Here is a 15,447-nt window from a genome sequence, read left to right as displayed (position 1 = left end):
TATTCTCGCCTTTTGCCCGGGATATACTTTCGTAAAAGGGCCAACAATGGCATGCTGTGCGGGTTATTTATTTATTGTGTTATTTTTTTTTGATTAAAGGAGGTAAAAGTGCCATTAATGCCGTGGGTAGCTTGGCAAAGGAAATCTATGCTAAGCATTTTTTTGACTATGTTTGTAGTAGATGGAACATTATTAATAGTCAGGCGTATAACAATTTGTTGTTGAGCAGAGTTGGGGACTTTTTACAATTGCTAACAATATGACGAAGGCGGCGCGAATCCGCATATATGACTTCATAAATGGGAAGCTTAGGCAGGCTTTCTATAAATGTGCGCCTTATGCTGTTGAGCCTTTGAAAATAAGTTTTTTCGAATGAAAAAATATCGAGTATTATTTGTATTGCTGATATGCTGGGTAGGGGTGGCCTTAAGTTACGGACAGGTTGCTAAACCCACTTTAACTGTTACCCCCAGCGAAACGCATTTTTGCGAATCGGGTACCACAACTTTTGAGATTGAATTTACCGGTTCCGGGGTGTTTGACTTTAGATACGAGGTTGATAAAGATGGGGATGGAGTATTTGAGCAGAGGAGTGAACCTACTTTTAATGGCTACCTCTTTCGACCCGTGTTAGCATTTCCATTTACCGGCAATGGAGCCTTCAAGGTATCCTATGTTTATGACGATAACTATCGGATAGAGGATGGCGTGCCGGGTATTCTGATTGATGGCCGCACAGGAGAGGAGTTTGATGGCATTATCAACATTATTGTAGATAAAAAGCCCGGGCCTGCATCAATTAGCCAACTTAGAAACTGCGATCTGGATGTTCACTTAAATGCCCTACCAAACTTTGAAACAAGCACCGGCAGGTGGCGCTTAGAGAATCCGGCTGATGGTACGCTGGACGATGCGGGTCTTTTAAGTCCCATATTTACCGCCATTGCCGAAGGAAGTTATCACCTAACCTTTATTGAGCAACAAGGAGTTTGTACAACGGAAACACCGATGGTGGTGGAGGCCATCGATAACCCAAGTCCTTCGGGGGGTCCTGTGTCTGCTATGGATACGACCTGTTCAGGTACGCCGGCTAGCATTGAACTGGAAGTGGAAGGAAGTTTTCCTATTACGGTGGCATGGAGCGAAGGAGTGCGCACTTTTCAGCAGGCTCCCTTCCAATTGCTAACACCTGAATTGCAAAATCATCAGCGCTTTGAGGTGTACACCTATACCGATAAGGAGGGCTGCGTAAGTGAAATTAATCAGGTGGTTGAGATACAGGTAGATCGCACACCATTTGCCAATGCTCTTTCTTTCTCTACACCCATATGTGATTCGAAGGCAACGCTGCAAGCCAATTATACAGCTGGCATAGAATCCACCGGCTTTTGGACCTTGGTGGATGATCATCAAGGTTCCGGAATAAAGGTGGATAATCCATCAGCTGCCCAAACAGAAATAGCGCTTAATTATGGGGATCAGCTGGCCAGGGAGCAGTATGATTTTATATGGACGGAGATCAATTCAGATAATAAGGAGTGTGTGGATAGCGACAGGGTGACAATAAACTTTCACAAACCGCCGGAAAGTAAGATTATTAGCGAAGAAACAGAGTTTTATTTTAAGAAAAATATAAGCCTTACTGCCAGTGATATTACCGAGGGAATGGAAGGGTTATGGACCATTGAGGAAGCGCCATCAACAAGTACTCATCTGGTGAGGCCCAATAGCCCTGAGACTACCGTGGAAGGCATGGAGATGGGAGAATACACTTTTCGCTGGACCGTGAGCAATGGCATATGTGCTTCTGATTGGGATGAGCATTCCTTAACAAATAATGACATCTTTCACACCACGGGCTTTTCGCCTAATGGGGACGGTATTAATGATACTTTTATCATTGGCGGGGCCGAAAATGTGACCAATAATAAACTAATGGTGTTTGATGTAACCGGACAGGTCGTGTATCAGGTGCACGACTTTATGAAGACGGATGATACTTTGTTGGGCTGGGATGGACTTCGCAACGATGGCGAGATAGAGGACGGTACTTATTACTATGTTTTTACCGGTGACGAAATTGAGCCTGTTAAGAATTACCTAATTATTAAAGGAAGCAAGCCATGATGAGAGTCAGTCAATTGATATTAATGACCGTTTTTATGCTGCTTGTTGCACTCCCTTCAAAGGGGCAAAGAGATGTAGTGATGAGTCAGTATATGCACAATCGCTATGCTGTTAACACCGCTTTTGCAGGTAATCGCGAGGTGCTTTCTTTATATGGAGGCTATCGTCAAAAGTGGTTGGGCTTCAATGGGGCGCCTGGCTCTATGTTGTTTAGTATGCACACGGCACTTAAAAAGGAACAAATGGCACTGGGGCTTCAAGTCTTTAATCAGCAGTATGGAGTGAATAAAGAAACCGGCTTTTCACTGGCTTATACTTACCGTTTAAAAATGCCGAAAGGGCAAAAGCTAGCCTTCAGTATCAATGGCGGAGGTGTTTTTTATAACGCACAGTGGACCGATGTGGATGTTTATCCCGGAACAAACGGAGGCAACGATGATCCGGAGTTTGCAGCCAATGAATCTAATTTTGCACCGGCCATTGGCTTTGGGACTGCCTGGTATGCCCATGACTTTTTCCTGGGTGTTTCCATACCCAACTTTTTTTACTTCGATCCTTACTCGCAAGGGGGTGAAAATACTTTTGCATTGGAGCGAGCCGACTATCTGCTCACCGCGGGTTACCTGTTTAGTCTGAAGCAAAAATGGCATTTACAGCCCAGTGTTTTGGCACGTGTGAACCCTGAGTTTGGAAGTTTCGTGGATGTAAACGCCTCTGTAATTTATAATAATCAACTATGGATGGGCGTGGGCTATCGCAGCACCAAGGACTTAACGGCAATGATGGGTTACCAGATAACGCCTCAGTTTCGTTTGTCCTACAGCTATGATTATAGCACGGGCCATATTAGCTCTTATAACCATGGCTCCCACGAACTGGCCATTCAGTATGATTTTGGTTTTCGTGTAAAGTCATCTAGTCCTAAATTTTTCTAAACCGAGCCTATGTATATGCGTGTGTTTATAATTGGTGTTTTGCTACTGACAAGTCTCAGCGGTCTTACAGCGCAGGGTTTGCACGTAAAGAAACTACCTTTCTGTCGTAAAAATCAAAGTGAAATTGCTCCTTACAAGAAAGACACACTCTTATTTTTTAGCTCTGATAAAAATATTAACTGGCTGAATAAGCTGACAGATCATAAGCGTCGTAATTTCTATAATCTGTTTACGGTGCAGCAGTCTGCTGATTCTGCCTGGTTCAATGAGCAAGCTTTTGAAAGTGACTTTTTCTCCGATTTTCATACATCAACCATATCCTTTTCGCCCAATGGGGAGCTTGTATATTTTACCGAGGCGCATTACAAGGATAAGAAACGTCTGCAAAAAGGCATGGAGAATAAACAGGGAGTATATAGTGCGCAGTTGGACGGTAACCGTTTGTCACGGGCGCGTAGCATGCCTTTTAATTCCCGTCGCAGTTATAACACAGGGCATCCTACCCTTTCGGCCGATGGGCGCTACCTGTTTTTTGTATCGGATCAGGCAGGGGGGTACGGAGGTGCCGATATTTACGTTTCGGAGCGCCAGGGCGATGAATGGGGACCTGCGCTTAACCTGGGGGCTACGATCAATACACGAGGCAATGAAATTTTTCCCTTCTGTCATCAAAGTGGCAAATTGTACTTTGCTTCAGATAGTCTGGGCGGACAGGGAGGTTACGACCTATTCTACACACTGAAAACAAAGGAGGGATGGATGAAACCGGTACCCCTTGATAGTGGTATCAACACGGTTGCCGATGAGTTTAGCTGTTATATATCAAACGATGAGCTGCAGGGGTACTTTGCCTCCAACCGGCATGGCGATGATGATCTTTTTGAATTTATCCAATATTTTCCGGTATTTGGACCCGGTCAAAAGCAAAAGGATAATACCTTCAGGTATCGGTTCTACGACCGGCTCGGTGGAAAAGGAGATGGACCACTTAAGTATGTGTGGTATTTTGGTGATGGACAAAAAGCCGAAGGCGATACCGTGATTCATCAGTATAAGGCGCCAGGCAGCTACCATGTGCAGTCTGTGCTGGTGGACACGCTGCTAAATGAGGAGCTGTTTGTGCTCAACGATTTTCATCAGGAGGTGAAGAAGAAAGTACAAGTCTTCATTGCAGTGCCCGATACGTTGCGTGTAGGACAACAAGTAACCTTGGATGCGCGTAAGTCGCACTTGGGCGAATTTGTTCCCAACGGCTATTACTGGGAGTTGCCCGACGGATCGCGTAAAAAAGGTGTAACTATTCAGCATATTTTTCGAAAAAAGGGAAAGCAGATCATCAGGTGTGGTACCATAAGTGCAGATGACCCCAATAAGAAGATGTGTACATACAAAGAAATTAATGTAATTGAATAATGATGACCAAACTACTCAAGCTATTAGTACTTATGTTGCTGACCACCGCTTTGGTTCAGGCACAGCCAGTGCCCGGTGACGATGAGAATATTCCTAACCTGATTACTTTTGGTGCCGATGGCGAAACATCATGGGGCGACCCTAATTTTTGTCAGATTATATTTTTCACAGTGCCCGAAAGTCATACTGCGCCCATCTATATTAAAGTATATGACCCCGATTGTGGAGGTGAAAACGATGAGTTACAGGGCGTGTGGAATACGTCTACGTGTTTTAGTATTTATGGGGGACAGGGTAGTTGCTCCAACGAAGATGCCAAAAAGCTTAATCTGGATGGTGACTATGATGAAGGAACGCTGCTGGCTTCAAAAACCTTTGGTGATGAGCCGGAATATGATAGGTCATGGTACACCTTTGGTCCCATCAACCCGTCGGAAGGCGAGTATCTGCCTGAAGAAGGGGGCTATGTATTTAAAGTGATTGTAGAGGGCTTGTCGGGCGATGACGGTAATATGTATCAGCTTTTTATGAGTACCCAAATGGATGAATTGAGTGAAGTAGAGGGCGGCTATGCCTTTTATTATAAATACACCATTCGTTTGCATGATAATCCGCGGGAGTTGTCACACATTTATCCTTATGTCAACGATTCGAGTATTGTCTCCATCAAGCAAACCAATTTCGATTGGGACAACGATGGGTGGATTATTGTACGGTCAGTTGCAACGGCAGGTCAGATGATGAAGATATCGAAGGACGATGAGTGGATCAGTAGCCTGTATACTATTAAGCCAGCAGAATACAATACTTCATTGGATATTCAGATGAAGAAGCATCCCTCGGGTAGCATACGCAACAATAATGTCGTCATCTATTTTGAAAACCAGTATGGCGAGTTGCTTAAATCCTACAGTGTGCCCATTGGGGGAGTGCCCAAGTACAAAGGGAAGCCAGAAGCTGAAGAATTGTAAAAGAAGAATGCCCTTTGTATGCTTCTGCATTGGGAATACATCCATAAAACAGATTACAGTATGAAGTTCATAAGTGGCCTTTTGGGCTTATTGCTATTGTCCCTGTCAGGTTTTGCACAGTCCTTTGATTTTAAGGTATATAATACATCCAATGGGCTGGCAGATAATGATATTATAGCACTGGAGCAAGATAAAAATGACTATGTGTGGATGGCCACTGACGAAGGGCTTATTCGTTATGATGGCATTGACTATAAAGTGTATACCACCAATGATTCACTGGCGCATAATTACATCAACTGTCTGCACTTCGACCCCCAGGGGCGTTTGTGGATAGGTCATAAAAATGGCTTATTGAGCTATCTGGAAGGCGGTACTTTTCACAAGCTAGCCATTGAGGGTGCCACACAACTTATCGCTGATCTTACCAACGATGAAGCGGGCAATGTATGGGGCATCGATCAAAAGCGTGGACTCTTCCGCATCGATAAGGACGGAGTAGTCACTACCTTTTTCGATCGTAAAATGTTTGGGCGTAAGAATTATACGGCTCTTCAGTTGTTATCAACACACAGATTGCTGGTGGGCACTGCGCGGCAGGGAGTCTTTTTGTTCTCCTTTTCCCAGGATTTTCAAAGTGTGGACATTGAAAAGATAAGTGGAATTCCTAATGTGTGGATAACTACCATAGAAAAGAGCATACAAGCCGATAACTATTGGATTGGAACACGCGAGAAAGGTTTTTACAGTTATCACGAAGGTGCTGGCAATAAGGATGTACGGCATGTTACTGACAATAAGCTGTGTCGTAAATTTAATGTGGAAAATGAAGAAGTAACCGATATTTACGAGGAGGTAGAAGGGCACCTCCTGATTGCCACTATTGGCAGTGGTGTTATACGTCTTATCTACGATCCATTGAGTGGTGAGTTTAACGACTCATTTAAATATTCCAACAACAATGGCCTTAGTAACAACAATGTGCTGGATATATTGTGCGACCGGGAAGGCAACTATTGGTTTGGAACCAACGGAGGTGGGGTGTCATTGCTTGTTAATCAGTATTTTGTGTATTACAACCTCAATGAAATTGGTTTTCAGTACAAAGCCCGTGCTGTGCTGAGCGACGAACAAGATCTGTGGATCGGTCTTGATAGGGGTTTGATTCATACCGATCCGTTGTGCTTCGATGTAAAGTACTATGATGCTCGCTATGGTGGGATACCCAATGATGAGGTGATTGCCTTGTACAAAGGAGAGGATGATCGCTTGTGGGTGGCTACGGCTAACAGTGGACTGTATTTTAAAGATCCTGGCCATACGCGATTTAAAAAGAAGGAGTACTTCAATGATCAGCTTGCGCTGCGTATCAACGGACTGGCGGCCTATCAGCATACCCTGTTGCTGGCAACACAAAGGGGATTGTTTGTCCTCGACCTGAAAACCAATGCTATTAAAAATTATCAGATTAAAGATGGCTTATCGCACAATAATATCAATTTTGTGTTTGTTGATCAGCGCGATAATATATGGGTAGGACCTAAGGATGGGGGGCTTTGTAATATCAATATTCAGCTTGACCGCATTGAGCGTCACCCGGTGATCAATAACAAAGCCGTTGATGTAACGGGGATGACACAGGATGATGAAGGAAAGCTGTGGATCAGTACTAAAGGTGAGGGTGTTATGTGTTATTCACGCGAAGCCATCCATTATCATTATACCACCGGGGATGGGCTAAAGAAGGATTTCTGTTACGGCATTCAAAAGGATATCAAAAATCGCTTGTGGGTGTGTCACGATGGCGGTCTCTCGCGCATTAGTCTTGATCAACCCGGCGTAATCCGAACTTTTGGCTATAGCGATGATTTGGGAAGTGAGTTCGTGCAGGTTACCGGAGATGACAAAGGAGGGCTCTGGTTTGCCTCTAATGATGGTGTGGTTAATTATCTGCCGGTGAATGACCGGCGCAATACGGTGGCGCCTATCCTCAATATTACTGAAATAAAGCTGGATGATGTGGTGCAGCCCTTGAGCTCCCATCTCAATCTTGAATATCCATATGGTGTGGGTCATTATAATCTTCAACTGACTTTTCGTGCCATCAGTTTTAAAAACCCCAATGGTGTTCATTATGAGGTGAAGATAGAAGAAGAAGGAGCCGATAATGAAGTTAAGAAATGGAGTCAGCTCGGGAATGTTAATCGTAAGGAAATTGATTACCTGGGAGCGGGCAACTATAAAATACGTATACGTGCTTTTAATGCCGATGGTGTGGAGACCAGTCTGCAGAAAACCATTCATGTGTCGGTAGCCAAGCCCTATTGGAATCATTACTGGTTTTATGCCCTTGTACTGGTCATCATTAGTATGGGTATCTGGGGGCTGATCAGATTTCGGGAGCGGTCGCAACGGCGCGCTCAGCGAATATTAGAACGTGAAGTGGCTTCTAAAACAGTGGCTTTGCGTGAGAAAAATGCTGAAATAGTACTTAAAAACCAAGAGATTACTGATAGTATCAACTATGCAAAAAAAATTCAGTCTTCCATATTACCGGCTATGGAGGACCTGATGAGCTTATTTCCCGAATCCTTTGTTTATTTTAAGCCGCGTGATATTGTGAGTGGTGACTTTTATTGGTTTAACCGCTCCAAGGATTATTTTGTGGCTTGCTGTGCCGATTGTACAGGTCATGGTGTGCCGGGTGCTTTCATGTCCATGATTGGTACCACTATCCTTAATGACATCTTTCGTCTTCCCGAGGTGGACTCGCCGGCAGCCATGCTGGAGCGGCTGGATGAAGAGGTGAAAAAGTTGCTGCAAAAAACTGAAGGAAATGAAAGTACTGATGGTATGGATATTTCGGTACTGGAAGTGCACCTGCCCACACGCCGGGTGCGCCTGGCATCGGCCAAGCGTCCGGTTTATCTGCTTATCGATAACGAGATGACCTTGTATAAAGGAAGCCGCCGAAGCATTGGTGATCATTATGAGGAGTTGCTGAGTCCTTATGTAAATGTGGAGTATAACTGCCATAAAGGCGATAAGGTCTATATGTTTTCCGATGGTTATACCGACCAGTTTGGTGGTCCGCTCGGCAAAAAGTTTATGAAAGTGGGCGTACAAAATATGATCAATGAGATTCATGATTTGTCAGGCGATAAACAATATCAGCGTGTGAAATCAAACTTTGAAAACTGGCAGGGACATTTGGAGCAAATCGATGATGTATTGTTTATGGGAATCCAACTGTAGGTACATTATGGTAACTACATTAAGTTGTTGATGATGAGTAATATAATGCATTAATTGAGTTAAGATTCAAAAAAAATGTGTTACGTTTTGTGGTTGTGGGTATTAACTTATAGAGAAACCCAATAACCAAACCTAAATGAAGCATATTGTAATCAGTGGCTTAATAGAGAAAGTATGCAGTGTATGGAGTGATATTGATGCAGGGATAGAGTACAAGGCGAGTGTATTAAAAGTTGTCAATAATCGGCTGGCTGAACTGACATCACCTCAGGAAGAAAATTTTATTAAGATTGAAATTGTGCGTGCAATTTGTCGGCAACTTAAACTCCGTTACCCTAATTATGCCAAGGCGGTAGATGATGTGCTTCGCCCTTTTGAATGGCAGCTGCAGCGCGATCAGATGGCAGTGCTGCCCTTTAAGCAAATTGATACCTTAACCTATCGCATTTATATGCAGCAAACTATAACGGGATTTGCTGTTTAAATCTTAAAAACAGACTGCCTCATTTCTCGGCATCAGTAATTCCTTGTAATAATAAGTATGACCTGCTGTTTTGTTGCGTTTTTTAAGCTTTTCCTAAAGTCTATTTTACCTAAGTGCCATTGAACAAGTGTGTTGGTGAAGTGTTGAATTAATATTATTTGCCTAAATTTGTATTGGATTAAGTAATCAGGGATGGGTAGAGAACGCACACCACACATTGGCCTCTTTGGGAGGCGTAATAATGGAAAGAGTACCATCATTAATAAACTTTCTGGTCAGGACATTGCCATCGTATCGGAGCAAGCTGGTACCACTACCGACCCGGTGAAAAAGTCGTTTGAGATAACGGGTTTTGGCCCCGTTGTATTGGTCGATACAGCCGGTATTGATGATGAGGGAGAGCTCGGTGCCAAACGCATTGCCAGCACCCGCAGAGCCATTAAAACGGTAGATTTAGCCGTTCTTGTGGTGGTTGATAATCAGTGGGAATCGCCTGAAAAAGACCTGGTGGAAGCCTTTCGCGAAACCGATACTCCATTTATTATAGTGCATAATAAAACTGATCTTCAACTGCTCGATCCGGAGCAAAGTAAACAGTATTTAAACGCAGGCTGTTATCGTGTGTTGCCTTACAACGAGCAAAATGGCGATACCGAAAATTTGGTACAGGCCATCCGCGATGCAATGCCCGAATCAGCTTATACAAGTGCTTCTCTTGTGGGCGATTTAATACAGTATGGAGATATTGTATTATTGATAACCCCTATTGATATTGAAGCTCCCGAGGGGCGACTTATTTTGCCACAGGTACAAGCCATTCGCGATATACTTGATAACGACGCTGTGTGCATCGTATTGAAAGAGAGAGAAGTAGATGCCTTCCTAAAGAAATCGAATATACGACCGGCATTGGCCATCACCGATAGTCAGATATTCCTTAAAGCTGATGCTTCGGTGCCCAAGGATATCCCACTTACCAGTTTTAGTATTTTACTAGCCAGGTTTAAGGGCGATTTTGAGAATTATCTAAAAGGCACACCCCGTATCGATACCCTAAAAGATGGAGATCGTGTGCTGCTGTTGGAGTCTTGTTCGCACCATGTTGCCTGCGATGATATTGGACGTGTTAAAATACCTCGTTGGTTAAGTGCGTATACAGGCAAGCAACTGAACTATGATGTGGTAGCCGGACTAGATAAAGTGGAGCGCCCCATTAGTGATTATGCTCTGCTCATTCAGTGTGGGGCATGCATGATTACGCGAAAGCAATTAATTAACCGCCTGGGACCCGCAGTGGCCAGCCAGGTGCCCATCACCAACTATGGTATGGCCATTGCCTATGTGCAGGGAATCTACCGGCGTGCCATAGAACCTTTTGTACGGCCATCCGTGCAGGATGCTGCCGATTATTTATAGCAGTTGTACAAAGGCGTTTGAATAAAAAAAAATAATTAGGTTTGTCAATTGAAACAACGCAAAGTAGAAGATATGATTTTTAATGCTGGAGAAAAAACCGCCATTTCCTGTGGCGATGTTAAGATTAGCTATAATACATTAAAACAGCATATTGCAAGTTATTCAAAATTACTTGAAGAGTTAAGCATAAACCGTCTGGCTATTTTCTCTGAGAACCAGGTGGGTTGGATATATTCATTTTATGCCGGCTGGCACAACAATGCCACCATTGTACCTATTGACTTTATGTCATCGGAAGATGAGGTGGCTTACATTCTGAAAGACTGTTTCCCCGAGGCCATTTTTACCTCGAAGGATAAGAAGTTACTGCTGGAAGCGGCCATTGCCAAGGCGGGTATTCACACAAAAGTATTTGTTATTGAAGAGTGTGATCAGCTGCCTTTATGTGATAGCCAGGAGTTGAAGCCGATAGATACCCATAAGGACAAAACAGCTGTAATCATATATACTTCGGGCACGACAGGAAGTCCCAAGGGAGTTATGCTGTCCTTTGAAAATCTGATGGCCAATGTGGAAGCGGTATCGAAGAAGATTAATATTTATACGGAGGACGATGTGGTGATGATGTTGTTGCCGATGCACCATATTTTTCCATTGATGGGTACTATGATTGCTCCTTTGCTCGTGGGAGGTACCATTGCTGTGTCTCCGTCTATGGCGTCGGAGGATATTATTAAAACCTTGCAGGCAAATAAGGTGAGTATCATCATTGGGGTGCCGCGTTTGTATGCCGCCATTCGGAAGGGTATTCGTGCAAAAATAGATCGAAGCCCTGTGGCTCGAATGCTGTTTAAAATGGCCAAAGGTATTAATTCGCAAAGCTTCTCGCGGACACTGTTTAAGTCGGCGCATCAGAAATTTGGCGGTGCCGTAAAATACATGGTATGTGGTGGTGCCGCTTTGGATCCTGAGGTGGGGCAAGACTTTAAAACCTTGGGCTTTGAAGTGCTGGAAGGTTTTGGTATGACCGAAGCAGCTCCCATGATTACCTTTACCCGACCCGGACGCGTTCGTATAGGTAGTCCCGGCGAAGTGTTGCCCGTGGCCGAGATAGAGATACGCGACGGCGAGATTGTGGTGAAAGGCCCCAATGTGATGCAAGGCTATTTTAACCGACCCGAAGAGACGGCCGAGGTGCTGAAGGAGGGTTGGTTATATACCGGTGACTTAGGGCGTCTGGATGAGGATGGTTATCTGTATATCACCGGGCGAAGAAAAGAAATAATTGTACTGTCTAACGGTAAGAATATTAACCCATCGGAAGTAGAAGCTAAAATAGAGAATCGTGCGGCTTGTGTGGCGGAAATAGGAGTATATGCCGATGGTGATCAGTTAAAAGCCATTGTGGTACCCAATAAAGCTGAGTTTGCAGGCATGGATAAAGTCCGCATGGAAGAGAAGCTGCGGTGGGAGGTAATAAATGAGTATAATCAGTCGGTGGCACCTTACAAAAAGATTATGGACTTCTCGCTTACCGATGCTGAATTACCGCGTACGCGCCTGGGTAAGCTGCAACGGTTTAAACTAAAAGATTTTGCAGCTGCCCGTGAGGAGGAAACATTGCCTGTGCAGGAGGTGAAGCTTGAAGAATATAAGCTGGTGGCTGATTTTATAGCCAATGAGAAAAACTGTAACGTGCGACCCAACCATCATGTTGAGTATGACCTGGCACTTGACTCGCTCGACAAAGTAGGCCTGCTGGTGTTTATCGAATCTACTTTTGGCATTAAGATGGAAGTGGAGGAGTTGATCGCCTTTCCATCGGTGCTGGCGCTGAGTGAGTTTATTGCTGAGAAACGCACTAAAATGGCTGTTGAGAAAATCAACTGGTCCAAGATATTGAAGGAGAAAGTTACGTTACAGCTGCCACGTACCTGGCTTACCGGAGCGCTCTTCCTAAAAATGTCGAAGTACTTCTTTCACGTCTATTTCAGGTTTCGCGGTAAGGGTGCTGCCAACATACCCGATGGTCCCTGCATTATTGCACCCAACCACCAGAGTTACTTCGATGGCTTGTTTGTGGCTTCGTGGCTGAAGAGGAATAGTATTCGCAATACCTACTTCTACGCGAAAGAGAAGCATGTTAAATCGCGTTTCATGAAGTTCTTTGCCAACCGTCATCATATTATCATCATGGATCTGAATAAGGATTTGAAAGAGTCGATACAGAAGATGGGTGAAGCGCTGAAAAAGAAAAAGAAATTGATTATATTTCCTGAGGGTACGCGCTCATTTGATGGTTCATTGGGTGAGTTTAAAAAGACTTTTGCTATTTTGAGCCGCGAGCTGAATGTGCCCATCGTGCCGGTTTCCATCAAAGGCGCCGTTAATGCTTTACCACGCGGATCTAAGTTTCCACGCCCTTTCAAAAAGGTAAGTGTTGAATTTCTTAAGCCGGTTTATCCAAGTGGTGAGTCATATGAAATGTTGGCCGAGCTGGTTTATAAAAGTATCTCCAGCAATCAGAAAGTGATGAATACAAACGTTTAGAACGATTGCTAATAGCAAGCTACAATGAGTCAGCACATGCGCAGCGGTGCTGGCTTATTTTTTTTGAAACCACTCAATACACTGTAGTTTTGTGTTGAGGAGTATTATTTATATTCGGGTTGTTGTCTTCCTGAATAATAGTTAGGTCAGTAGAATATCAATTTCATCACTGAGGGTGCCCAATCGTCCTTTGGTGGGTATCCAGTGGCCTTTTTCAATCAAGTGCTTTTTCAGCAGCAGAAAATAGGTGATGGGAAATTCATCCTTTTGCCATTTTTGCTCGTAGTTAAGTAGTCCCAGCTGCTTAATAAATACATCCAGACTTTGTGTAATGCCATAATAAAAGTCCAGCAGGCTCATGGCTGTATCAAGCACTACCTTGCCCGATGCTTCGTCGAAAAAGTCGTCATAACGAATTATTTTCACACGTACCACCTGTCCGTCTTCTGTTGATAAAACCCATTTGAGGCCACCTGTTTCTTCATACCAATCCACCCAGCTTGTATTGTCTTCACCCCAAATATGGGAAGGCTCGAATACCAGGTTAATCATTCCTTTTAGCAAATCGTGGAGGGGGTTGCTGTTATTGCTCAGGGTGAAAATCACGTTTTGATTGTCGGCTTTGATTGCGCCTGCTACCTGGCCAACGCCCACTAATTCGTAGGTGAACTGAAAGGGTAGTTTCATCTTTTTGGGCTTATCAAAAGATAGTTTTTTATCCTCTGTTGCATTTTGGCTCACGGTTGTAAATGCTTATTAAAGGGTTTGTTAAGTGCGATTATGACGCTAAATATAGGAAAGATGTTTGAAACTAAAGCATGGAAGTGCATATTTTTGAGGTTCAGATAGTTATTTAAGATCATTGAGGCTGTAGCCCTGTTGAACCAGGGCTTCGGGTCGCAGGATACTCTTTAACTTATCGTTGCTTATTAGTTGAAGACGCTCATTGGCCGCAAAAATATTGATTTTCTCCGTTTGCATGAGTTGTGCCAGGCGCACCGCTGCATGGTAGCCAATATAGGGTATCAATGCCGTACTAATAGCCGGCTGCGAATATGCTGGATGGAACTCTTCGGAATTGGGATTGATTTGCAAGTCTGCAAACAAGTTTTTAAGGAGTGTTTGGTTGCAGGCAATCAATAGATTCAGCGTGTCGAGCAGAGCATGGCCAATGGACGGTATATATGCGTTTAGATCGAGGCATCCTTGCCCACATAGATTGCTTATCTGTTGGTCGTTAGCGTAGATCTTATGAACGGCGCTAATTACAAACTCGGGTATCACCGGATTGACCTTGGCCGGCATTATAGAGCTGCCTACCTGACACTTGGGGAGTTGTACTTCACGATTTGCCATCAGGTCGGAACCCAGTATGCGCAGGTCGTTCACCATTTTTTCCAGATTCACGGCGTGGGCCTTAAGGGTGGCATGTACTTCCACAAAACGATCGAGGTTAAGGGTGGCATCGGCCAGGTTTTCACTGCGCGTTAGGGGCAGTCCGGTAAGGTGTTGTAGTTCACTCACCACCTGCATAATAAAGTAGCGCGGTATACTTATGCCGGTGCCTATAGCGCCGCCTCCCAGATTCACCTCTTTAATGCGTTCGTGGCATTTGGATACGCGCCACCAATCGCGCGACAAGGCATTGTTATAAGTACTGAAAAGGCGGTCGTAGGTGGTGGGAACGGCAGCTTGCATCTGTGTATAGCCTTGCCGTAGCACATTGCGGTGTTTTTGTTCCTGCTGTTCAACCGACTGGCGCAGTTCGTTAATGGAGGCCTCTAACTGACTGAGCAGCTGCATAGCAGCCACGGTAAGTGCTGTGGGTATTACATCGTTGGTTGATTGAAATACATTGGCCTGCTCAAAGGGATCAATCAGGTCGTATTGACCCGGTGCTTTTCCCATTTCAGCGAGCGCCAGGTTGCTTATGATCTCATTAATATTCATGTTAATGGAGGTGCCTGCGCCCCCTTGTATAGCGGGTACAATAAAATGCTCAAAGGCATTGCCGCCACTTAATTTAGTGGCACTCTTCTCCAAGGCATTCAGCTGCTCATCACTGATAAAGGAGAGCGGTAGCCGCTCAGCTTTATATTTCTGCAAGGCAGCATTTTTAAACTTACGGTAGCTTCGGTAGCAGGCAAGTTTGACCGTACCCAATGCTTTGTACCATGCGAACGAGAAGCGTGTTTGATCAGGGAAGTTATCAACAGCACGTAACGAGTGTATGCCGTACAGGGCATTATCGGGCAGTTGCAGGGAGCCTAAAAAATCGTTCTCTGTTCTCATGGTG

The 15,447-nt window shown here is 44.3% G+C and carries 10 protein-coding genes; 8 read left to right on the top strand and 2 right to left on the bottom strand.

Features of this window, described 5'->3' with window-relative positions; translation table 11 throughout:
• Nucleotides 1-372 precede the first annotated feature (372 nt).
• From ACRD7A_RS08815 to ACRD7A_RS08780, 8 genes are all read left to right on the top strand, one after another.
• Nucleotides 373-2,127 (top strand): T9SS type B sorting domain-containing protein, encoded by a 1,755-nt coding sequence (locus tag ACRD7A_RS08815; protein ID WP_430810649.1) that lies wholly within the window; start codon nt 373-375, stop codon nt 2,125-2,127.
• Entirely contained in the window at nt 2,124-3,062 is a 939-nt protein-coding gene (locus tag ACRD7A_RS08810) for a PorP/SprF family type IX secretion system membrane protein (protein WP_430810650.1), read from the top strand. Before ACRD7A_RS08815 ends, ACRD7A_RS08810 begins: the two co-directional genes overlap by 4 nt.
• A 15-nt stretch (nt 3,063-3,077) precedes the next feature.
• Entirely contained in the window at nt 3,078-4,475 is a 1,398-nt protein-coding gene (locus ACRD7A_RS08805; protein ID WP_430810651.1) for a PKD domain-containing protein, read from the top strand.
• Nucleotides 4,475-5,446 carry a hypothetical protein gene (locus ACRD7A_RS08800; RefSeq protein ID WP_430810652.1) on the top strand — a complete coding sequence of 324 codons (972 nt, stop codon included), beginning with the start codon at nt 4,475-4,477 and terminating at the stop codon, nt 5,444-5,446. Before ACRD7A_RS08805 ends, ACRD7A_RS08800 begins: the two co-directional genes overlap by 1 nt.
• A gap of 60 nt (nt 5,447-5,506) precedes the next feature.
• A complete protein-coding gene (locus tag ACRD7A_RS08795; protein WP_430810653.1) occupies nt 5,507-8,701 on the top strand; it encodes a two-component regulator propeller domain-containing protein in 3,195 nt (1,064 codons plus the stop codon).
• Between the two features lie 136 nt (nt 8,702-8,837).
• Nucleotides 8,838-9,185, top strand: a complete 348-nt coding sequence (locus ACRD7A_RS08790; protein ID WP_430810654.1) for a hypothetical protein — start codon at nt 8,838-8,840, stop codon at nt 9,183-9,185.
• A gap of 192 nt (nt 9,186-9,377) precedes the next feature.
• Complete coding sequence (hydF, locus tag ACRD7A_RS08785) at nt 9,378-10,601, top strand: [FeFe] hydrogenase H-cluster maturation GTPase HydF (protein ID WP_430810655.1); 1,224 nt, start codon at nt 9,378-9,380, stop codon at nt 10,599-10,601.
• A gap of 72 nt (nt 10,602-10,673) precedes the next feature.
• Entirely contained in the window at nt 10,674-13,151 is a 2,478-nt protein-coding gene (locus ACRD7A_RS08780) for an AMP-binding protein (protein WP_430810656.1), read from the top strand.
• A gap of 141 nt (nt 13,152-13,292) precedes the next feature.
• On the opposite strand, the gene ACRD7A_RS08775 is transcribed toward ACRD7A_RS08780, so the two are convergent.
• The gene (locus ACRD7A_RS08775; RefSeq protein ID WP_430810657.1) at nt 13,293-13,838 is read right to left on the bottom strand and encodes a hypothetical protein; all 546 of its coding nucleotides are present in this window, start codon (nt 13,836-13,838) and stop codon (nt 13,293-13,295) included.
• Nucleotides 13,839-14,000: 162 nt separating this feature from the next.
• On the bottom strand, nt 14,001-15,443 hold the full coding sequence (locus tag ACRD7A_RS08770) for a lyase family protein (RefSeq protein WP_430810658.1): 1,443 nt from the start codon (nt 15,441-15,443) through the stop codon (nt 14,001-14,003).
• Nucleotides 15,444-15,447: the final 4 nt, after the last annotated feature.

Source organism: Carboxylicivirga longa, assembly GCF_050589825.1.
Classification (GTDB): domain Bacteria; phylum Bacteroidota; class Bacteroidia; order Bacteroidales; family Marinilabiliaceae; genus Carboxylicivirga; species Carboxylicivirga longa.
Note: the sequence above shows the minus strand (reverse complement) of the source record. Positions and strands in the feature narration are given on the sequence as shown.